Here is a 21,126-nt window from a genome sequence, read left to right on the forward strand (position 1 = left end):
AAAGTCAGCACGTGTTCACGCATATTTTATTTGGTCGGGGTGTAGATTCATCAGCAAGGACAACGTGGAGTACGCGCGTTGCCCCCGCTCCTCATTCGTAGCAAGTCGTCTGGCTGAATCGGCAGACGGCGGTTTTCGCTTCACCGTTTTTCCGTCTCCACCCACCTTAACGACGGATGTTTGATGCTTGCCATGATGCCGCTTCACGCTACCACCGCACGTTTAGAGCGCAGCACGATGCTCCCGACTTTGAAGAAGAGCGGGCGACCGCGCGATGCGCGTGGCCGTTTCATTCGTCACCACGAGCGCTTGCCAGTGTCGTTGGCAGACACGCGTGGCGCCTTGTTCGTGGTGTCGGAGATGGCGGACTTCATCAAGGCCGGCGGTCTGGGCGATGTCGCCGCTGCGCTGCCGCGCGCGCTGCGCCATCGCTACGACGTACGTGTGCTGATCCCCGGCTACCGCGCGGTGCTCGAGCGCGCCGGCAAGGTGGAGATTGTTGGCCGCGTGTTGGCGCATGCCGCGCTGCCGGCCTGTGACATCGGCCGCATCGTGCAGTCTGACGGGCTGCCCATCTACATCCTGCTGTCCAAGGAACTGTTCGAACGCGACGGCTCGCCGTATGTGAGCACCAGCGGTTCGGAGTTCGAAGACAACGCGATCCGCTTTGCCACCTTGTCGCATGCTGCCGCGGAAATTGCCGCAGGCCATGCCGGGCTTGGCTGGAAGCCGCGCCTGCTGCATCTAAACGACTGGCCGTGCGCGCTGGCGGCCGGCTACGTACGCTGGTCTGGCGGCACCACGCCGTGCCTGCTGACCATCCATAACCTGGCCTATCAGGGTCTGGTGCCGTATTCGATGGCCGCCGCGCTGGGCATTCCTGCCGAGCGGGTGGCCGAGCTGGAGTTCTACGGGCAGATGTCGTTCCTGCGCGGCGGCATCGTCAACGCCGACCACGTCAACACGGTCAGCGTCAGCTACGCCAAGCAGATCACCGGCCCGGCGCAGGGCTGCGGGCTGGACCGGCTGCTGGCCGGCCGCGCCGCCAAGGGCGCGCTCACCGGCATCGTCAACGGTATCGACGCCAGCTGGGATCCGCGCACCGATGAATACCTGGATTCGCACTTCAGCGTGAACCAGTGGCAGGGCCGGCAGGCCAATGCAGCGCAGGTGCGCAAGGCATTCGGGCTGCGCGAGAGCACCGGCCCGCTGTTTGCGGTGGTGTCGCGGCTGGTGCATCAGAAAGGCCTGGACCTGATTTGCGAGGTGGCCCCGCAGATCGTGGCCGCTGGCGGCCAGATCGCGGTGATCGGCGGCGGCGAGCCGGAGATCGAACGGCAGGTGGCCGAGCTGACCAGGCGCTATCCCGGCCAGGTGGGCGCCTTCATCGGCTTCGAGGAAGGCCTGGCGCGGCGCATGTTCGCCGGTGCCGACTTCCTGCTGATGCCCTCGCGCTTCGAGCCCTGCGGCCTGAGCCAGATGTATGCGCAGCGCTTCGGCTGCCTGCCGATCGCGCATGCGACCGGCGGGCTGATCGACACCGTGGACGATGGCGTGACCGGCTTCCTGTTCCAGCACGCCAGCGTCGAAGCGCTGCGCCGCTGCCTGGAGCGCGCCTTCCGCACCTTCCGCCTGCCCAGCCTGCTGTCTGCGATGCGGCGCGCGGCCATGCTGCGTCCCAGCGGTTGGGATGTGGCAGGTAAGAAATACCTCTCGCTCTACGAACACACCGCCGCAACCGCGCCCGCGCTCGCGACGGTGTCATGAGCGAACGGCAGGGCGGGCAGGAGCAGCGCACGGAAGCAGACGGCATGACCACGGAAGGGAACTCGGAGATGTTGCAGAGCCTGCACGCGCTGGCGGATGGATTGCCGGCCGACGCCTTTGCGGTTCTTGGGCCGCATCCGCTCGCCGATGGCCGCCGTCAGGTGCGTGTGCTGGCGCCGGGCGCCGAGGCGATGGGGTTGATCGACGCGCGCGGCAAATTGCTGGCACGCATGCAGCCCAGCCCGATCGATGGCGTCTTTGAAGGCACGCTGGCGATCGAAGGGCCCTACCGGCTACGGATCGTGTGGCCGGACATGGTGCAGGAGATCGAAGACCCGTACGCGTTCGCGGCCACGCTGGACGAATCGCTGTTGCTGCAGATCGCTGCCGGCGACGGCCAGGCCTTGCGCCGGGCGCTGGGCGCCCAGCATGTGCAGTGCGGCGATGTGCCCGGTGTGCGTTTTGCAGTGTGGGCGCCGCATGCGCAACGCGTGGCCGTGGTTGGCGACTTCAACGGTTGGGACGTCCGCCGGCACCCGATGCGTCAGAGTATCGGCGGCTTCTGGGAACTGTTCCTGCCGCGGGTTGAAGCTGGCGCGCGCTACAAGTACGCCGTCACCGCAGCCGATGGCCGCGTGCTGCTCAAGGCCGACCCGGTGGCGCGGCAGACCGAATTGCCGCCAGCCACCGCGTCGGTGGTGCCGGGCACGGCCACGTTCGCGTGGACCGACGCGGCCTGGATGGCCAAGCGCGATCCCAGCGCCGTGCGGGCGCCGCTGTCGATCTACGAAGTGCACGCCGCTTCTTGGCGCCGCGATGGGCATAACCAGCCGCTGGATTGGCGGACCCTGGCAGAGCAGCTGATTCCTTACGTTCAGCAGCTCGGCTTCACCCATATCGAATTGTTGCCGATCACCGAGCACCCGTTCGGCGGTTCCTGGGGCTATCAGCCGTTGGGCCTGTATGCGCCCACCGCCCGCCATGGCAGCCCGGATGGGTTCGCGCAGTTCGTGGATGCCTGCCACCGCGCCGGCATCGGCGTGATCCTGGACTGGGTCAGCGCGCATTTCCCCGATGACGCACATGGCCTGGCGCAGTTCGACGGCGCCGCCCTGTACGAACATGCCGATCCGCGCGAAGGCATGCATCGCGACTGGAATACGCTGATCTACAACTACGGCCGGCCGGAAGTGACGGCGTACCTGTTGGGCAGCGCGCTGGAGTGGATCGACCATTACCACCTCGACGGCCTGCGCGTGGATGCGGTGGCCTCGATGCTGTATCGCGACTATGGCCGTGCCGAAGGCGAGTGGGTGCCCAACGCGCATGGCGGCCGCGAGAATCTGGAGGCGGTGGCGTTCCTGCGCCAACTCAATCGCGAGATTGCCGCGCAGTCCCCCGGCGTACTGACCATCGCCGAAGAATCCACCGCCTGGCCGGGCGTGACCGCGGCGATCAGCGACGGCGGCTTGGGCTTTACGCACAAATGGAACATGGGCTGGATGCACGACACGCTGAGCTATATGCAGCGCGATCCAGCCGAGCGTGCACAGCACCACAGCCAGCTCACCTTCGGGTTGGTGTATGCCTTCGATGAGCGGTTTGTGTTGCCCATCTCGCACGATGAAGTCGTGCACGGCACCGGTGGTCTGCTCGGGCAGATGCCAGGCGACGACTGGCGCCGCTTCGCCAACGTGCGTGCGTATCTGGCGCTGATGTGGGCGCACCCGGGCGACAAATTGCTGTTCATGGGCGCCGAATTCGGCCAGTGGGCAGATTGGAACCACGACCAGTCGCTGGACTGGCATCTGCTCGATGGCACGCGCCATCGTGGCGTGCAGCAGCTGGTGGGCGATCTTAACGCCGCGCTGCGCCGCACTCCCGCGCTGTATCGCGGGACCCATCGCGCCGAAGGCTTCGACTGGAGCGTGGCCGACGATGCGCGCAATAGCGTCTTGGCCTTCATCCGCCACGATCCTGCTGGCGGTGCCCCATTGCTGGCGGTGAGCAACCTCACCCCGCAACCGCATCACGGCTATCGCGTGGGGGTGCCGCGTGCCGGCATCTGGCGCGAGATCCTCAACACCGACAGTGCCCATTACGGCGGCAGCAACCTCGGCAACAGCGGTCGTCTTATGACCGAACCGATGGGCATGCATGGGCATGCGCAACGCCTGCGCCTGACCCTGCCGCCGCTGGCCACGATCTATCTGCAAGCGGAGAAATAACGATGAACCAGCGCAATGCAATCACACCGGCCTGGGGCGCCTGGCCGGCGGGTGAGGGTCAGGTGCGCTTTGCGCTCTGGGCTCCGGAAGCCAAGAACGTGGACGTGGTCTTCGACAACGGCGCGCGCAGCGCGCTGCAGGCGGGACAGGACGGTTTTTTCAGCACGGTGATCGACTGCGCGCCCGCTGCACGCTATCGCTACAGCGTCGACGGCGGTGAGCCAGTCCCGGACCCGGCATCGCGCTGGCAACCCGAAGGCGTGCACGGCCCCAGCGCGGTACAGCCAACCGATGGCTACGCCTGGCAAGACACCCAGTGGCAGGGGCGGCCGTGGGACGAGGCGGTGATCTACGAAGTGCATGTGGGCACCTGCGGCGGCTATGCCGGCGTGCAGGCACAACTGCCGCAGTTGGCGGCGATGGGTATTACCGCCATCGAGCTGATGCCGTTGAGCGCGTTTCCCGGCGCGCACAACTGGGGCTACGACGGCGTGCTGCCGTATGCACCGGTGGAAGCCTATGGCACCCCGGACGAGTTGAAGGCGCTGATCGATGCCGCGCACGGGCATGGCTTGATGATGTTGCTGGATGTGGTCTACAACCACTTCGGCCCAGACGGCAATTACCTGCACAGCTATGCCGCGCCGTTCTTCAACGAAGACAAGCCCACCCCGTGGGGCGCGGCGATCGATTTCCGCAAGCCGCCGGTGCAGCGATATTTTATCGATAACGCACTGATGTGGCTGCACGAATACGGCTTCGATGGCCTGCGCCTGGATGCGGTGCATGCGATCTCGCCGAATGCATTTCTGGACACCTTGCGCGAAGCCATCGAAGCCAGCTTGCCGGCTGGCCGGCATGTGCATCTGGTGCTGGAAAACGAGGCCAATCAGGCCTCGCAATTGCAACGTGGCTACACCGCGCAATGGGACGACGACTTCCACAACGCCTTGCATGTGCTGCTGACCGGTGAAGAAGAAGGCTATTACGCTGCGTTTGCCGACAAGCCGACCGAGCATCTGGCACGTGTGCTTGGCGAAGGCTTTGCCTACCAGGGTGAGCCCGATCCGCGCGGGCATGTGCGTGGCGAACCCAGTGGCGCGTTGCCGCCGCATAAATTCGTGGTGTTTGCACAGAATCACGACCAGATCGGCAACCGCGCCCGCGGCGAACGGTTGAGTGTGCTGGTGTCGCAGCAACGCTTGCGTGCGGCCTTGGCGTTGACCGCGCTCACGCCGATGATTCCGCTGTTTTTCATGGGCGAACCGTGGGGCGCCAAGCAGCCGTTTCTATTCTTCACCGACTTCGGCCCGCCGTTGGATGAGGCGGTGCGCGAAGGGCGCCGGCGCGAGTTCGCGCACTTCGCTGCGTTCGCCGACGAAGCCCAGCGCGCCACCATTCCCGACCCGAACAGCCATTCCACGTTCGCGGCATCGCGTTCGCCGATCGCCGACGCAGCGCATGGCGACGGCGCGCAGTGGGCAGCCTGGTTCAAGGCATTGCTGGCTGTGCGTCGCCAATGGTTGGTGCCGGGCTTGGCGCAAGCGCGCGCTGTGCGTGCCAGCGTGCTGGCCAATGGCGCAGTGACGGCCACGTGGGAGCTGCCGGATGGTCTGTGGCACATCGCCTTTAACGTGGGCACCCAGGCAGTGCCGATGCCGCCGCTGCGCGGACGCGTGGCGCATGTCGAAAACGGTGCGGCCGACGCGCAGGAACTGCCGGTCGATGGCTTCATCGCCTGGCACGAGGCACAGTCATGAGTGCGCCCGCTTCGGGCAATGAGGATCTCAATACCCTGGCCGCGGCGGCCGGGGTGATGGTGGATTGGGTGGATGCCAGCGACCAGCCGCGGCAGGTGTCCGAGCAATCGGTGCATGCCGTGCTCACCGCGTTGGAATTGCCCGCCGCCACCACCGCGCAACGCGCTGACAGCCTGCGCCGTTGCCAGGCGCAAGCCGCCGAGCCGGCACCGCTGCTGACCGTGCAGGTGGGTGAGCCGCTGCCACTACGCGTGGCGGCCAATGCCAGCGGCCGCTGGACCGACGACAGTGGTGCCAGCGAAGCCGCCCAGGCGGATGCGCAAGGGCAAGTGCGTGCCCCGCAGCGCTTCGGTTACTGGACGCTGCAGATCGGCGCGATGACCCAGCAGGTGGCAGTGGCGCCGCTGCGTTGTTTCAGCGTGGCCGATGCCTGCGGCCAACCATCCCCGCGTGCCTGGGGCATGGCGTTGCAGGTGTATTCGGCACGCAGCCTGGACGACGGTGGCATCGGCGATGCCGCCGGCACCGTGGAATGGTTGCGGCACGCGGCCTTGGCCGGCGCCGACGCCTTGGCACTGAGTCCGGTGCATGCCTCGCGTCCGGTAACGGGTGGCTACAGCCCATACTCGCCCAGTGATCGGCGCTTTCTCGATCCATTGCATGCCGCGCCGGTGCGCATCCTGGGCGAACTGGCGCTGGATGCAATCAACGAGGTGCCCGGACTGCGCGAACGTTTCGATACCTTGCACAACGGCGCATTGATCCATTGGCAGGCCTCGGCGCACGCCAAGTGGGAATTGCTGCGCCACCTGTACACGCGTGTTGCGCCCGATCACGCCGACCTGGTCGCATTCCGCACTGCAGGTGGCGCGGCATTGGAAGGCTTTGCACGCTTCGCCGCGCAGGATTTCGGCGACAACGATCCGCAGCTGCACGTGTTCACACAGTGGCTGGCTGCGCGCAGTTGGTCCGATGCACAACGCGAGGCGCACGAGCGCGGCATGAAGCTCGGGTTGATTGCCGATCTGGCGGTCGGCTTCGACCCCAACGGCGCCGAAGCCGCTGCCGCAGCCGACACCGTGTTGCGCGGCCTGGTGCTGGGCGCGCCGCCGGATGCCTTCAATGCCGATGGTCAGCATTGGGGCATCGGTGCGTATTCGCCCGCCGCATTGCGACGGAGCAGCTACGCGCCGTACATCGCGCTGTTGCGTGCGGTGCTGCGCGACCGCGGCGGTATCCGCATCGATCACATCCTGGGCCTGATGCGGCTGTGGGTGGTGCCCGATGGCGCCAGTTCCAATGAAGGTGCGTATCTGGCGTATCCGCTGCACGATCTGCTCAACTTGCTCGCGCTGGAATCGTGGCGGCATCGCGCGATTGTTATCGGCGAGGATCTGGGCGTGGTGCCGCCAGGCATCCGCGAAGAACTGTCGCGGCGTGGGGTGATGGGCATCGATGTGTTGATGTTCACCCGCGATGAGGACGGCGCGTTCGTCTCGCCGGCGCTATGGCGGCCGGATGCGATCGCCACCACCACCACCCACGATCTGCCCACGCTCACTGGCTGGCGCGAGGGCCGGGATATCGACTGGCGGCGCAAGCTGGAATTGATCCAGCCTGCGCAGGCCAGCGACGATGCTAAGGCGCGCAGCAAGGACGTGGCACGGCTGGAGGCGGCTGTCGAACACGCCGGCCTGAGCAGTGCGCACGACCCACTGCTGGGCGCGCTGCGGTTCACCGCCACCAGCGTTTCGCCACTGGCTTTGTTGCCGGTGGAGGATGCGCTGGCGCTGGACGAACAACCCAATCTGCCGGGCACCGTCGAGGTCCATCCCAACTGGCGTCGACGCCTGCCCGATCCTTTGCCACATGCGCGCCTGAGTTCGGCGCTGCAGGGCTTTGCCGAGGCGCGTCGCGTCGCGGCCGTTTCGGAACCGCATCCATGATCGATCTACGCGCCACCGCCCGCCTGCAGCTGCATGCCGGTTTCACCTTGCACGACGCGCTCGCGCAGGTGCCGTATTACGCCGGGCTGGGCATCAGCCACCTGTATCTGTCGCCGATCGGCACCGCCGTGCCGGGCTCCACGCACGGCTACGACAACATCGATCCCACCGTGGTCAATCCCGAACTCGGCGGCGAAGACGCGTTGGTCGCACTCTCGCAAGCCGCGCGCGAACACGGCATGGGCCTGATCGCCGACATCGTGCCCAACCACATGGCCACGCATGCGCAGAATGCGTGGTGGTGGGACGTGCTGCGCAACGGCCGCAGCGCCAAGCATGCCGACTGGTTCGACATCGATTGGCGCGCGCCGGGACGCGACGGCAAGTTGTGGCTGGCCGTGCTGGACCGCCCGTATGCGACAGCGCTGGCCGAAGGCCTGATCACGCTGGTGATCGAAGACGACGGCAGCGCCGCGTTGGCGCATTACGACCAGCGCTACCCGATTCGTCCGCAAACGATGGAGATCCCCGAAAAAGCCGCACGTGCGCAGTGGCTGCGTGACTACAACGACGGCGCCAAACGCGGCGATGGCCGCCTGCACAAGTTGATCGAGCGCCAGCCATATCGCTTGAACTGGTGGCGCGTGGGCAACGACATGCTCAACTACCGTCGCTTCTTCGACATCACCTCGCTGGTGGCGTTGCGGGTGGAATTGCCGGCGGTGTTCGATGCAGTGCACGCGTTGCCGCTGCGGCTGGTGGCCGAAGGCCATCTGGATGGCTTGCGCATCGACCACGTGGATGGGCTCACCGACCCCACCGGCTATGTGCGCAAGCTGCGTAGCCGGCTGGATGCAGCCGGCCGCACGCGTGGCCTGAAGCCCGGCACGCTGGGCCTGTATTTGGAAAAAATCCTTGCTCCCGGCGAGCACCTGCCGGCCGACTGGCCGTGCGATGGCACCACCGGTTACGACTTCATGGACCAGGTGGGCGGCCTGCTGCATGACGCGGCCGGCTTCAAGCCACTGGCGCGTGCCTGGCAGAAGGTGAGCGGGCGCAGCGGCGACTTCGCGCAGGAAGAACGCAGCGCCCGTGATGAAATCCTGCGCGGCCCGCTGCAGACCGAATTCAATCGCGCCGTTGGTGCATTGTCGGCGTTGGCGCGACTGGATCCGCCCACGCGCGAGTTCAGCCCGCAGATGCTGGCGCGCGGCTTGTGCGTGTTGCTGCGCTGGTTCCCGGTGTACCGCACCTATGCCGGTGCGAAGGGCATCACCGGTAGCGAGGCGGAGCGTTTGCGCGCCACCGCCGTAAAGGCGCGCGAGGGCATGCCGGAATCGATCGTGGCGGCCGTGGACGCGATCGAGCGCTGGTTGCTCGACGATGCCGGTGCCGACCGTGCGCAGATCGCGTTGCGGCGCATCCTGCGCCGTCGTGTGGAACAGCTGTCTGCACCGCTCAATGCCAAATCGGTGGAAGACACCGCGTTCTACCGGCATGGCGTACTGTTGTCGCGGAATGAAGTCGGCAGCCATCCGACGCATTTCGCCAACGAAGCCGCCGAGTTCCACGCGCAGAATAGCGAGCGCGCCAAACACTACCCGCGTGCATTGCTGGCCACGGCCACCCACGACCACAAGCGCGGCGAAGACCTGCGCATGCGGCTGGCGCTGCTGTCCGAGCAGCCGCGCTGGTGGGTGGAGCAGAGCGCGCAATTTGATGCGCTGGCCGAAGCGCTGGAATCACCGGCCCTGGCCGGTGGCGACCAGCAGATGCTGTGGCAGACCTTGGTGGCGGCGTGGCCGCTCGGCCTGGGCGCCGATCAGACCGAGCCGCTTGCCGACTACGCCGAGCGCATCGCGCAATGGCTGCTCAAGGCGGTGCGCGAAGCCAAACTGCACACCAGCTGGACCGATGGCTCGCCGGCCTATGAGCAGGCCGTGCAGGCCACCGTGGAGCAGGTGCTGTGCAGCCGTGCCGGGCTGCCGCTGCGGCGCGCGCTGCTGCGCGCCAGCAACCACATTGCCGCCGCTGGCGCGCGTAACGGACTGGTGCAAACCACCTTGCGCCTGACCGTGCCCGGCGTGCCCGACCTGTATCAGGGCACCGAAGGCTGGGATCTGTCGTTGGTGGACCCGGATAACCGCCGCCCGGTCGATTACGCTCAGCGCCAGCAATGGCTGCAGCAGGCACGCGACTTCACCGGGTTGCTGCGCAGCTGGCGCGATGGCGCGGTCAAGGCGCGTCTCACGGCACTGTTGCTGCAGCTACGTCGCGAACATCCTTCGCTGTTTGCGAAGGGCGACTATCAGCCTTTGAACGTGGCGGTCAGTGGCGGTGCACAGGTGCTGGCATTCCGTCGCCAGTACCGCGGGCAGTCGCTGGTGGTGGCCGTCACGCGGCTGGGCGCTGGCGCTGAGGGCGAGGGCGATCTGCCGTTGCTGGTGGCGCCGGCCACCTGGGGTCAGGCATCGTTGGCATTGGTCGAGGGCACATACCGTAATGTGCTCGACGGCAGCACGCTGCAGCCACAGCGCGGCCGTGTCGAGCTATCCACGCTGTTTGCGCGTGCGCCGGTGGCAGTGTTGCTGTCCCAAGAAAATTGACCCCCCGAGAGAAACGTACGCAATGAATGACATGGAACGGCAGGCGCGGCTTGCCCAGTTGGCGCGGGAGATTTGGGAGGCGGAGGGCCGCCCGGACGGGCACGCAGACCGCCATTGGGCCATGGCCGAGCGGCTGGTGGAGGCCGAGGAGCGCGCCGCCGAACAGGCCGCCGAGTACGCGGCTACGCCGATCGCTGCACGTCAGTAACGCTGCGTCTGGCAACGTGCATGGCTCGGTCTGCGGGCTGGCCCATGTGCTGCGGATCGCTGCGCCAGTGCAAAATCGCGCACCGTTTGCGTTCACCGTTCTAAGGAGTCACCGATGGCCACTCGCAAGTTCACCCAGCGCTCGCGCATCCGCGAAGGCCGTCCCAACGCGCTCGGCGCCACCTGGGACGGGCTAGGCGTCAACTTTGCGCTGTATTCGCGCAACGCCACGAGGGTGGAGCTGTGTCTGTTCGACGAACGTGGCCGCGAACAGGAGCGCATCGCGCTGCCCGAATACACCGACGAGGTCTGGCACGGGTATCTGCCCGACGCACGGCCCGGCCAGTTGTACGGCTATCGCGTGCATGGGCCATACGCGCCCGATGCCGGACATCGCTTCAACCACAATAAATTGCTGCTGGACCCGTACGCCAAGCAGATCGTCGGCGAACTCAAATGGGCACCGCACCTGTTCGGCTATACCATTGGCCATCGCGACAAGGACCTGAGCTTCGACCGCCGCGACAGCGCCGCGTTCATGCCCAAGTCCGCGGTGATCGACCCGGCCTTCACCTGGGGCCAGGACCGCCCGCCGCAGACGCCCTGGAACCGCACGGTGATCTACGAAGCGCACGTGCGCGGCCTGAGCATGCTGCACCCGGCAGTACCGCCGGAAGAGCGCGGCACGTTCTCGGCGCTGAAAACCGACGAATTGATCGACCACATTAGCTCGCTCGGCGTCACTGCAGTGGAATTGCTGCCGGTGCATGCGTTCGTGGACGACCAATATCTGCTGGAAAAAGGCCTGCGCAATTACTGGGGCTACAACACGCTGGGCTTCTTTGCGCCGCAGGCGCGTTACATGTCCACGCGCACCGTGGCCGAGTTCAAGCAGATGGTGGCGCGGCTGCATCACGCCGGCCTGGAAGTGCTGCTGGACGTGGTCTACAACCACACCGCCGAAGGCAATGAGCTCGGCCCCACGCTGTCGTTCAAGGGCATCGACAACGCCAGCTATTACCGCCTGGCCGACGATCGTCGCTTCTACATCAACGACACCGGCACCGGTAACACTTTCGATCTCACCAATGTCGGCGCGTTGCGCATGGTGATGGATTCGCTGCGTTACTGGGTGCAGGAAATGCACGTTGATGGCTTTCGCTTCGATCTGGCCAGCATCCTCGGCCGCGAGCGTTACGGCTTCGATCCCTCCGGCAGTTTTCTGGATGCGGCGCGCCAGGATCCGGTGCTCAGCCAGACCAAGTTGATCGCCGAGCCGTGGGATATCGGCCCCGGTGGCTATCAGGTGGGCAACTTCCCGCCTGGCTGGGTGGAATGGAACGACAAGTTCCGCGACAACGTGCGCGCGTTCTGGCGCGGCGACGGCGGCCAGCTGGCCGAATTAGCCACGCGCCTCACCGGCTCTGCGGATCTGTTCAATCACAGCGGCCGCCGGCCGACCGCGTCGGTCAATTTCGTCACCGCGCATGACGGCTTCACTCTGCGCGATCTGGTCAGCTACGAAGGCAAGCACAACCTCGCCAACGGCGAAGATGGCAGGGACGGCAGCGACCACAACATCTCGTGCAATTACGGCGTGGAAGGCGAAACCAACGACCCGACCATCAAGCAGCTGCGTCGCCAGCAGATGCGCAATCTGCTCGCCACCTTGCTGTTATCGCAAGGCACGCCGATGTTGCTGGCCGGCGACGAATTCGGCCACAGCCAGAACGGTAACAACAACGCGTATTGCCAGGACAACGAGCTCACCTGGATCGACTGGACCGCCGCCACCAGGGCTGCCGCCGCCGACCAGGCTGCCTTCGTGCGCCGACTGATCCGCATCCGCCAGCGCTACCCACTGCTGCATCGCGCGCGTTTTTTCGACGGCAAGTTCGACGAGGCGTTGGGCCTGAAAGATCTCACCTGGTTGGCACCGGACGGCCACGAGATGGACGAAGCCGGCTGGCACGACCCGGAAGCGCGCGCGCTGATGCTGCGCCTGGATGGCCGCTCGCCGACCACCGGTCTGCGCGAGATCGCGGCCAATGTGACGCTGCTGATGTTGATCAATGCCGCCTCCACCAGCGTGTCGTTCACACTGCCGGCGATGCACGATGAACACTGGCGCGTGCTGGTGGACACCGCGCGCCACGGCGGCCGCGTGGTGGCCGGAGGCAGCGAATGGAAGGCACCGGCGCATTCGCTGACGCTGCTGGCAGTGGAGCGCGACCGCATCATCAGCAGTGCGCGGATCGTCTCCGAAGGAGCACGTTGATGGCGAGGATGGCCTGATGGATGTTTTGTTGGCAGGGGCGACCGGCCTGGTCGGCAAACAGGTGCTGCAGCAATTGCTGGCCGATGCGCGATGCACCGGCGTGGTCGCGCTCACGCGGCGTCCGCTGGCACAGATCCACCCCAAGCTGCGCAACCATGTCATCGACTTCGAACGGCTCGAGCACTGGACCGCACCACGCATGGAAGCGGCCATCTGCGCCTTAGGCAGCACCATGAAACAGGCCGGCTCGCGCGAAGCGTTTTATCGCATCGACCATGATTACCCGATGGCCATCGCACGCGCAGCCTGCGCGCAGGGTACATCGGTTTTCGTGCTGAACTCGGCGGCCGGCGCCAATGCGCAATCGCGCATCTTCTACAGCCGCGTCAAAGGCGAGCTGGAACGCGATCTGCGCGAGATCGGCTTCCCCTCGCTCACTTTCGTGCGCCCTGGCCTGATCGGCGGCGAACGACAAGAACGCCGCACCGGCGAGCACGTTGGCAGCATTGTCCTCGGCGCACTGGGCCCGATCCTACCCCGGCGCTTTCGCATCAATCCGGCCGAACGGATTGCCGCAGCGATGGTGACTGCCGCGCTGGCACCGGCGCGTGGTGAGCACAACGTTGAGGCGGCGGATTTGGTTGGGTAGCCCCGAAGCCAAGGAAGCGCTGCTGCGAAGATTGGCGTGCCAGATGAGCGGCGCGATAGGGCTTGAAAGTGGTGGCGCAACCTGGATTTTCGTTGCCGAGATGCAGTAGGTGTCCGGGCCTTGAAGTATCCTCATCCGGTGCAGGTTTGCCAGAAGGAATGGCCATGCAGGGTTTGATCAGACGAACGCTGGCTTTGGTGATCGACGAATGGCGGAGCTGCAGCGTGCCGCTGCTAAATGCGGCTGCAAGTAATGACGATTAAGGTGATTGCCAGGATCGTGTTTGTGGCAAGCGCAGTGGCATTCGCGTCCTTATGGTGTGTTTCCTTGTCGTTCTCGTCGCATTTGTTCTCAAGCGGATAAAGTGTGGAACGGAATTTATCAAGTAATTGCTTGGCTAGTTGCGCTATTGATTTGCTGCAAATTCTTGTGTGAATCAAAGACGCCTTAGGACATTGAATTCTTGCTGAGCATATCTTGGGAGCCGTTAGCTCTTGCAGTTAGAGCGAGTGAGTCAGCATCTCATACGCCCAACGACTGCCCGCCATCCACGGCCAACACTTGCCCGGTGATCCAACTCGCCTGTGGCGATGCGAGAAACAACGCGGCATCGGCAACATGCTGCACTTGTCCGAGGCCACCGAACGGAATGCTGTCGCGGATGCGTGCATACAACTCCGGTTCCTCGCGACGGCGTTTGTCCCACAGGCCGTCGGGAAACTCGATCGATCCAGGCGAGATCGCATTGACGCGGATGCGCTCTCGCGCCAGTTCTGCGGCCAGGGTAGTGGTGTAGTAGTTCAGCGCAGCCTTGGCGGTGGAATAGGCGATCGCACGCGGGGTGGGGCGTTGTGCGTTGATCGAGCTGATGTTGAGGATCACCGCCGCATCGCTGCTGCGTAGATACGGCAGCGCGGCGCGATTGCAGCGCACTGCGGCCATCAGATCGATATCCAGTCCGGCCTGCCAGTTGGCATCGTCGTTGCCATGTCCGAAACCGGAGGCGTTGTTGATGACCACGTCCAGGCCACCTAGCGCCTTTGCTGCGGCGTGCACGTAGGCGTCGATCTGCGTGGCGTCCGCCAGGTCGCAGGGCTGTATGTGCACCGGGGCGCCATGTGCTGCCAGTGCGTCTGCCGCCTGTGCAAGTCCGGCGGCATTGCGTGCGCAGATCGACACCTGCGCGCCGTTGCGCACGAAGCCTTCTGCGATTGCTAGGCCAATGCCACGGCTGCCGCCAGCGATCAGGACACGTTGCGGGCGAACTGCGGAGTGGGACATGGCGGGTGCTCAATCTGGAAACATGCATTATCAGACAGCTGGGCGATGCACGGTCGCTGCGTGCATTGCTGACTCCTGCACGTCTACGAAATCTGTCCGTCTTTGACTTGCACGAATAAGTCGGCCAGGGCACAGACCGGGTGCCGCATTGCGCAGCGCCTAACAAAACAAGCACGCACAGACCCACGCACCACCATCCAATGCAGTCGCGCCTGCTGTCATATCGCTGCCATCTGCAACGGCCGTTGCCTGCGCCGTAAGCCTCATCACTGCCAGCGATCAGCTCATGCGTTTTTGATTGCTCACGGCTAACCAAACGTTTACACACCGGCGGCGCGCTGCGGGCACAACGTGCGAGTCATTCAGCGGGATGTACACATGGAAACCCATATCACCGTCATCGGCGCCGGCTTCTGCGGCACCGCGCTGGTCCGTGCACTGGCGCAGACGGCCGATGCGCAGGTGCGCATCACCCTGGTCGGCGTGGCCGAGACCTTTGGCAGCGGGATCGCCTATGGCGCAGCGCGGCCAGAGCATCTGCTCAACGTGCGAGCCAAGGATCTGGGCATCGACGCACAGGCGCCTGGCGCCTTCGCCGACACCCTGCATCTGGGCGACGGCGGGCGTTTGGAATTCTTGCCGCGGCTGGCCTATGGCGACTACCTGCGCAGCGAACTGGATGCGGCGGTGAGCGGCGCGCAAGCCTCGATCATGCGACTGTCGCAAGAAGCGGTGGCGGTGGAGCGCGTGCGCAAGGGCTTCCGCGTGTTTCTGGCCAATGGCGATGCGTTTCAGAGCGATCGCGTGGTGCTGGCGGTCGGCGCGTTGCAACCGCAGGCGCTGGCGGGTATCGGCCCGCGCTTGAGCGTGCATCCGCGCTATATCGGCTGGCCGTGGCAGGGCGATGCGTTGGCGCGGTTATCACCGGACGACGATGTGCTGATCGTCGGCACCGGGTTGACCATGGTGGACGTGGCACTGACCTTGCACACGCGCGGGCATCGAGGCCGGTTGCTGGCGATTTCCCGGCGTGGGCTGGCACCGCAAGCGCATCTGCGCCAGCCCGGCGCGCCACTGGAATTGCCGCCGCATCTACAGCGTGCGCTCAAAGACGCCGATCTGCGCGGCCTGTTGCGCGGGGTACGTCAGCTCAGTGCGGTGGTCGACGATTGGCGTCGCGTGGTGGATGCGCTGCGCCCGCATCTGCAGCCGCTGTGGCAGCGCCTGGAACTGAGCCAGCGTGCGCGCTTCCTGCGGCACCTGCGCCCCTACTGGGAAGTGGCCCGCCATCGCGTGGCGCCTGGTGCCGCCGAGCAGCTGGCGCAATTGCAAGCGTCGGGCCAGTTGCAAATTGTGTCTGCACGCTTGCTGCGTGCGCGCTGGGTGCCCGATGGCGTGGAAGCGGTGATCCGCCCGCGCGGCTCTGCTGATGCGCAGACCGGTCACTACGATGCAGTCATTCGCGCCACGGGCTTGGATACCGACATCGACCGCACCAGCGACCCTTTGATTGCCGGCATGCGCGAAGCCGGTCTGCTGCGCGCCGATCCGTTAGGCCTGGGCGTGGACACCGATGCGCAACTGCGCGTGCGCGATGGCGCCGGGCAGATCGTGCCGGGGCTGTATTGCGTAGGCCCGCTATTGCGCGGGCGCTATTGGGAAATCACCGCGGTGCCCGAGTTGCGCGTGGCCACGCGCGCATTGGCCGACCGGCTGCTGTTGGGTGCAACGCCTGCGTTACAGCCGACGCCTGAGCAGGTGCCGCGCGAGGTCAATACGCGGTTGTAGGTGCGGCGGCTCGTTAAGTTTTTGCGGTGGCGTAAGTGCTTGCCTGTTTTTCATCTGGACCGAAAGTGTGTGCAAAGCGCGGACGAGGATGCGCTTTGCCTCGCATGGTCTGCGAAGATATTGATCGCGTCTCGAACAGCGTATGCCCGCTCGCTTAGAGCCGATCTTTCGCTATGCGCTGAGTGATACACAGAATGCGGATCTGTGCACGGCGTTCGCCAGGCAGCGCAATCATGCCGCGTAATGCGTAGTGTCGCGCGCTCATGCAGGACGGAGTGGGTCATGTTGGCGGTCTGGGCGCATGCAAGCCCAGGCCGTCGCATCCCGTTATTTGCCGGAGTTCGCCATGCCACGTCTTGTTTCTATCGCAATGCTTACCACGCTATGCGCGTGCGCGCTGCCCGCGCTGGCCAGCGAATCGCTTAAGAGTTACAACGAAGTGACCGCCGCGCTGGACGCCGGTTACGACGTCAGTGTGAGCACCGACCTTGCACGCTGCGCGCCCGAAGAAGGTACGCCGGTCACCCAGACCCGCGGCGGCCGCCATATCGATGCCTACCGCATCACCGCGGACGGCACCGTGGCATTTTCGGATGCGCATTTCACCGTCGCCAACGACGGCAAGCCGATCCAGCAATTCATGCGCTACCAACTGCGCCCGGATGGCAGCCTGCGCTTCACCACCTACATGTATGACCTGCCGGGCCTGCAGCAACGTGGGCCAGTGCTGGCGTATCAATGCAAGCTCAATGAAGGCGTTCGTTTCCACGCCGATTGAGCGCATCGGGTGTCTGCGATGCCATCACATGCATGGCATCGCAGCATTCGAAAAGCGTGTAGGCCCCTGCACAAGCCGCGTGGCCTGGGCTACGGCAGGGCGACTGGCGCAGGACTGCCTGGCCGGGAGCTGCAATGCGGTGGCAGCCGCGGCGCGCGTACCGCGGCGCGGGAGGGCTGGCAGCGCCAGTAGACGCCGGATTCGCCCGTGATGCCGCCTTGGCCTCACAATAGGCGGCCAGTTCTCAACCGATGTCGCCATGCGCAAGACCTACCAGCTCAACCTCGAAGGCAAGAACCGCGATCGTCTGCTGGAATCCAGCAAGAACGATATCCGCAAGTACATCCGCCGCGAGCGCCGCAAGGACCAGCCGGAAGGCGCGGACTACTGGGACTTCGACATGCGCTTCGGGGTGGATGAAGCCAGCGCCGTGGCACTGCCGCCGGCCGAGCTGATCCGTTCGATCAACGTGCTGACTTCCGAAGGTGGCGACCAGTTCTTCGTCGAAATCCTGCGCAAGCCGGGCAAGCGTGTGCCGCGCGCCGAGAGCGACCATGCGTTCGGTGATGGCGAGCTGGATTTCGAGCAGGACTGAGTTTTCGCCGCTCACTTTGCGCGACGTACCGCGGTGGAGCGGCGAGCGCTTGATGCGCTGCTCCCTGCGTGGCGGCGGAAGCGCCGCACAGATCGTCTTCCGGTTGCGCTCGGCGCTGCGTAGCCAATGTGCACGGACCATCGAAGTTGGCAGTGCGCCATCGTGAGCAAGTACTTCCAGGCGATTGAGGGAAGTTGCGCAGTCGCCGGCTCGTCTGCTGGCGCTGGATGGCGTCATCTGCCGCACGGGCGCTGCGGTCAAGCGGGCTAGGCATCTACCTGACGACTTCCGCCTCAGGGTGTTGCCACCCTCAGCCAGGCTTGCCAGTCTTCGCCTGTGCGGCCGCACGCAATTTGTCCTTCTTGCTCGGCCGCTTGCCCTTGATGCCGCCGTTGTTATCCGCTGCACGCACCGCTGCATCGGACATGTCGCCAGCAGGCGCATCTGCCGCCTGCGTCGGCTCGAAGCCTTCGATTACGCTGGTCGGCACGCGCAGGCCCTGGCGTTTTTCGATCAGCCGCCACTGCTGCGCACTGTCGGCGGTGACGAAGCTGATCGCCACCCCGCTGGCACCGGCGCGTGCGGTGCGGCCGATGCGGTGGGTGTAGTCGACGGTGGAGCGGGGTAGGTCGTAATTGAGCACTGCCGGCAGGGCGTCGATGTCGATGCCGCGCCCGGCCAGATCGGTGGCCACCAGCACCTGCACCTCAGCCTGTTTGAAGGCGCGCAGCGCGCGTTCGCGGCGGCCCTGGCTCAATTCGCCATGCAGCGGCAACGCCTCAATCCCGGTCTTGCTCAGTTTTTCGGCAACCTTGTCAGCGGTGTGGCGACTGGCGACGAATACCAGCAGCTGCGGCCAGGCGTGTTCCAGCAGCAGATGACGCAGCAGCTGCGTGCGCTGGCCGGCATCTACTGCAATCGCGCGTTGCGTGATCGCTGGCGCCTGTTCCGGCGTGCCTTCAATGGTGATGCGCAGTGGGTCGCGCAGACGCCACTTGGCCAGCGCTGCGATGGCGGGTGGGAAGGTGGCCGAGACCAGCACGCTTTGCCGCTGCGCCGGCAGCAGGCCGAAGATGCGATCGAGCTCGGCGCCAAAGCCCAGGTCGAGCAGACGATCGGCCTCGTCCAATAGCAGCGTGCTCACCTGCGCCAGGCGCAACGCATTGTGCGCCACCAGGTCCAGCAACCGCCCCGGGGTGGCGATGACGATATCCGCGCCGCCGCGCAAGGCCATCAGTTGCGGATTGATCGCCTCACCGCCGGTAGCGGCGACGATCTTCAGCCGGCGCGGCAATGCAGCGGCCAACGGCAGCAAGGTCTGCGCGACCTGTGCGACCAACTCGCGCGTTGGCACCAGAATCAGTCCGCCCAGCACGCGTGGCGCCTGTTCCGGCGCCTGTACGCGCTGCTGCAGCAGTGGCAAGGCGTACGCCAGGGTCTTGCCCGAACCGGTCTGTGCGGTGGCGATCAGGTCGCGGCCGGCCAGCATCGGCGGAATCATCGCGACCTGGATCGGCGTGAGCGTACGCACACCGGCCCTGGCGAGCGCGGACTCGAAAAAGGGCTGTAGCTGTAGCGACAGCAAATCTTCTTTCAGTGACATCGTGCGATTATCCGCGCATTGTCGACGGCGTGCATGCCGAAACGAAGTGCAGGTGCGCTCGCTGCGCATAGCGCTCCACGGCGCCGCCAAGCGGCAGTGGCAACAACCGGTGTGTCGACCCGAGGTTTGCTGCGTCCAATGCGACCAACCCACGGCCGTGACCAGTGATCGCCGGCGTTGTGGCCCTGTGCAATGCGATCTGCGATGTTCGCAGCCCCGATGGCATTGCTGGATTGGCATGCGATCTGCCAGGGGGTGATCGCGCTCGGTGCTACCGAAGGTTCGCAAGCGTCTACAAAATTGCAGGTGTCGAGCGTGCCGTCGAGAGGGCGAGAGTACATTCAAAGCCGATGTCTTAATCAGCGTTTTTACTCCATAAATAAATAATTTCTCTATAGCTATTTGATGGAAGTCCTCTGTTTTCACGCTTTCCAGTGGAAGCGACCTCTAACAGGCTACTGAAATACTTATTTCGGCCTGCCGACCTGGATAGATGAGTGGCTTCTACGCCAATTCTGAGCCTCCGACAGACCCCGCCAACCTCAGATTTCGCGTAGGAGTTTCCGTGTTAGCCCTTCTTCGAGCAGTCGCTAAGGTCCAACCAGAGTATTTCAGCAGCCTGCTAAGTTCTAGCTGAGAGGTTAAGTAGATACACGATGTCTTTTGCGTAGCTCTGGTTGTGTCAGCGCAAAAATCGCGCTGCTTGGGCCGCCCAGTTTCAACGTCGTGTTTAAACCGTCGTCAAAACGAAGAGGTGTCTTAATGAAACCGAGTCTAGTCCCCAGCGCACTTCGTAAATATTCCGCCACCTCCGACACGGAGGTGGCCGGCACCAGCAGCCGGCAGCCGCAATCGTCCGGATCATCTGCACAAGAACAAATGAACCCCATGCTGCAGGGCCTGGCCCCTGCATCGCATAGCCGTCCCAACCGTAGTCGTGCCCAAAAAGGGGTCAGGCTCGACCCTTGGGTTCGTGTGGAAGACGAGCACGACCCCGGTGTCCTGGACACAAGGAGTCGGCGTGAGAGATATCTGGAGGACCATAAGCCGGAAGAAGTTAATCCCGAAGACGTTAAGCTGAAGGACTACAAATACCGTTCTTCCGTTGAAAATCGGGAGCTGCGGATAGAGACGAACGCGCGCGAGGTTGCGGCGGCATTGTACGGAAATCGGCATACCACGCCAATGACTAAGGAGATAAAGAGACTTCTAAAGAAAGGATCTAGGACTTATACGAAAATCCGTGGTGATGAGAAGGACATGAAAAAGGAGGGGGCGCTTGCAGTGAAACAGTATGAAACCTTTGAGCGTGATGCCCGTGCCACCAAAGTGAATTACGACCACAAGCCACTACGGGCCTCAGAGACCGTCAGGAGGCAGCGTCTTCGTGAGCTGGAAGCTGCTGCTGCGGAGAAAGATCAAGGCGGTGCTTCCAGTAGTGGCGGTTGAGTTGGCCAAGGTGCTCGCGCTCGCTGCAGCCAAGCTTGGCCACTGACGCTGCGGAAGATCAGAGCGTCAGGTCGTTAGCACACTGAATGTCGCATGGTTGCCGGCACCGTTGATAACTGGATCAGCAACTGCGTCGCTGCTTAGCCGCTCCGTGAATGCGTCCGTCTAAGCTAACATTGACCGGTTGCGAT

The 21,126-nt window shown here is 64.6% G+C and carries 14 protein-coding genes; 12 read left to right on the forward strand and 2 right to left on the reverse strand.

Annotated elements, in window-relative coordinates:
• Positions 1-183: 183 nt before the first annotated feature.
• The 8 genes from glgA (at position 184) to NX05_RS16060 (ending at position 13,441) form a co-directional block, all read left to right on the forward strand.
• On the forward strand, positions 184-1,767 hold the full coding sequence (gene glgA / locus NX05_RS16025; RefSeq protein WP_039433098.1) for a glycogen synthase GlgA: 1,584 nt from the start codon (positions 184-186) through the stop codon (positions 1,765-1,767).
• Positions 1,764-3,995: a 1,4-alpha-glucan branching enzyme gene (locus tag NX05_RS16030; RefSeq protein ID WP_039433096.1), complete on the forward strand. Its 2,232-nt coding sequence runs from the start codon at positions 1,764-1,766 to the stop codon at positions 3,993-3,995. Before glgA ends, NX05_RS16030 begins: the two co-directional genes overlap by 4 nt.
• A gap of 2 nt (positions 3,996-3,997) precedes the next feature.
• Positions 3,998-5,755 carry a malto-oligosyltrehalose trehalohydrolase gene (treZ, locus tag NX05_RS16035; protein WP_039433095.1) on the forward strand — a complete coding sequence of 586 codons (1,758 nt, stop codon included), beginning with the start codon at positions 3,998-4,000 and terminating at the stop codon, positions 5,753-5,755.
• Positions 5,752-7,701 (forward strand): 4-alpha-glucanotransferase, encoded by a 1,950-nt coding sequence (locus NX05_RS16040; protein ID WP_039433094.1) that lies wholly within the window; start codon positions 5,752-5,754, stop codon positions 7,699-7,701. The genes treZ and NX05_RS16040 overlap by 4 nt, the downstream gene beginning before the upstream one ends.
• On the forward strand, positions 7,698-10,307 hold the full coding sequence (treY, locus tag NX05_RS16045; RefSeq protein ID WP_039433093.1) for a malto-oligosyltrehalose synthase: 2,610 nt from the start codon (positions 7,698-7,700) through the stop codon (positions 10,305-10,307). The genes NX05_RS16040 and treY overlap by 4 nt, the downstream gene beginning before the upstream one ends.
• A 22-nt stretch (positions 10,308-10,329) precedes the next feature.
• Positions 10,330-10,515: a DUF2934 domain-containing protein gene (locus NX05_RS16050; RefSeq protein ID WP_008575499.1), complete on the forward strand. Its 186-nt coding sequence runs from the start codon at positions 10,330-10,332 to the stop codon at positions 10,513-10,515.
• 114 nt (positions 10,516-10,629) lie between these two features.
• The gene (gene glgX, locus NX05_RS16055; RefSeq protein WP_010367969.1) at positions 10,630-12,792 is read left to right on the forward strand and encodes a glycogen debranching protein GlgX; all 2,163 of its coding nucleotides are present in this window, start codon (positions 10,630-10,632) and stop codon (positions 12,790-12,792) included.
• A 16-nt stretch (positions 12,793-12,808) separates the two neighbouring features.
• Positions 12,809-13,441: an NAD(P)H-binding protein gene (locus NX05_RS16060; protein ID WP_039433092.1), complete on the forward strand. Its 633-nt coding sequence runs from the start codon at positions 12,809-12,811 to the stop codon at positions 13,439-13,441.
• 522 nt (positions 13,442-13,963) lie between these two features.
• On the opposite strand, the gene NX05_RS16065 is transcribed toward NX05_RS16060, so the two are convergent.
• Positions 13,964-14,722 carry an SDR family NAD(P)-dependent oxidoreductase gene (locus NX05_RS16065; RefSeq protein ID WP_039433091.1) on the reverse strand — a complete coding sequence of 253 codons (759 nt, stop codon included), beginning with the start codon at positions 14,720-14,722 and terminating at the stop codon, positions 13,964-13,966.
• 378 nt (positions 14,723-15,100) lie between these two features.
• On the opposite strand from NX05_RS16065, the gene NX05_RS16070 reads away from it, so the two are divergent.
• The 3 genes from NX05_RS16070 to NX05_RS16080 all read left to right on the forward strand — a co-directional run bounded on the left by NX05_RS16070 (position 15,101) and on the right by NX05_RS16080 (position 17,883).
• The gene (locus tag NX05_RS16070) at positions 15,101-16,510 is read left to right on the forward strand and encodes an FAD/NAD(P)-binding protein (RefSeq protein WP_039433090.1); all 1,410 of its coding nucleotides are present in this window, start codon (positions 15,101-15,103) and stop codon (positions 16,508-16,510) included.
• Positions 16,511-16,856: 346 nt separating this feature from the next.
• Positions 16,857-17,288 carry a VirK family protein gene (locus tag NX05_RS16075; protein WP_026112367.1) on the forward strand — a complete coding sequence of 144 codons (432 nt, stop codon included), beginning with the start codon at positions 16,857-16,859 and terminating at the stop codon, positions 17,286-17,288.
• A gap of 259 nt (positions 17,289-17,547) precedes the next feature.
• Complete coding sequence (locus NX05_RS16080; RefSeq protein WP_039433089.1) at positions 17,548-17,883, forward strand: DUF6172 family protein; 336 nt, start codon at positions 17,548-17,550, stop codon at positions 17,881-17,883.
• A gap of 310 nt (positions 17,884-18,193) precedes the next feature.
• Here NX05_RS16080 and NX05_RS16085 read toward each other — a convergent pair whose 3' ends face one another.
• Positions 18,194-19,486, reverse strand: a complete 1,293-nt coding sequence (locus NX05_RS16085; RefSeq protein WP_039433085.1) for a DEAD/DEAH box helicase — start codon at positions 19,484-19,486, stop codon at positions 18,194-18,196.
• Between the two features lie 762 nt (positions 19,487-20,248).
• Here NX05_RS16085 and xopW point away from each other — a divergent pair.
• The gene (xopW, locus tag NX05_RS16090; RefSeq protein WP_230597584.1) at positions 20,249-20,935 is read left to right on the forward strand and encodes a type III secretion system effector XopW; all 687 of its coding nucleotides are present in this window, start codon (positions 20,249-20,251) and stop codon (positions 20,933-20,935) included.
• Positions 20,936-21,126 lie beyond the last annotated feature (191 nt).

The sequence above is a fragment of the Xanthomonas vasicola genome (assembly GCF_000772705.2).
In the GTDB taxonomy this organism is placed as follows: Bacteria; Pseudomonadota; Gammaproteobacteria; order Xanthomonadales; family Xanthomonadaceae; genus Xanthomonas; species Xanthomonas vasicola.

Bases quoted from the DNA above. Each gene is read 5' to 3' on its own strand.
- glgA (WP_039433098.1), top strand. From the start codon at position 184: ATGCTTGCCATGATGCCGCTTCACGCTACCACCGCACGTTTAGAGCGC.
- NX05_RS16030 (WP_039433096.1), top strand. From the start codon at position 1,764: ATGAGCGAACGGCAGGGCGGGCAGGAGCAGCGCACGGAAGCAGACGGC.
- treZ (WP_039433095.1), top strand. From the start codon at position 3,998: ATGAACCAGCGCAATGCAATCACACCGGCCTGGGGCGCCTGGCCGGCG.
- NX05_RS16040 (WP_039433094.1), top strand. From the start codon at position 5,752: ATGAGTGCGCCCGCTTCGGGCAATGAGGATCTCAATACCCTGGCCGCG.
- treY (WP_039433093.1), top strand. From the start codon at position 7,698: ATGATCGATCTACGCGCCACCGCCCGCCTGCAGCTGCATGCCGGTTTC.
- NX05_RS16050 (WP_008575499.1), top strand. From the start codon at position 10,330: ATGAATGACATGGAACGGCAGGCGCGGCTTGCCCAGTTGGCGCGGGAG.
- glgX (WP_010367969.1), top strand. From the start codon at position 10,630: ATGGCCACTCGCAAGTTCACCCAGCGCTCGCGCATCCGCGAAGGCCGT.
- NX05_RS16060 (WP_039433092.1), top strand. From the start codon at position 12,809: ATGGATGTTTTGTTGGCAGGGGCGACCGGCCTGGTCGGCAAACAGGTG.
- NX05_RS16065 (WP_039433091.1), bottom strand. From the start codon at position 14,722: ATGTCCCACTCCGCAGTTCGCCCGCAACGTGTCCTGATCGCTGGCGGC.
- NX05_RS16070 (WP_039433090.1), top strand. From the start codon at position 15,101: ATGGAAACCCATATCACCGTCATCGGCGCCGGCTTCTGCGGCACCGCG.
- NX05_RS16075 (WP_026112367.1), top strand. From the start codon at position 16,857: ATGCCACGTCTTGTTTCTATCGCAATGCTTACCACGCTATGCGCGTGC.
- NX05_RS16080 (WP_039433089.1), top strand. From the start codon at position 17,548: ATGCGCAAGACCTACCAGCTCAACCTCGAAGGCAAGAACCGCGATCGT.
- NX05_RS16085 (WP_039433085.1), bottom strand. From the start codon at position 19,486: ATGTCACTGAAAGAAGATTTGCTGTCGCTACAGCTACAGCCCTTTTTC.
- xopW (WP_230597584.1), top strand. From the start codon at position 20,249: ATGAAACCGAGTCTAGTCCCCAGCGCACTTCGTAAATATTCCGCCACC.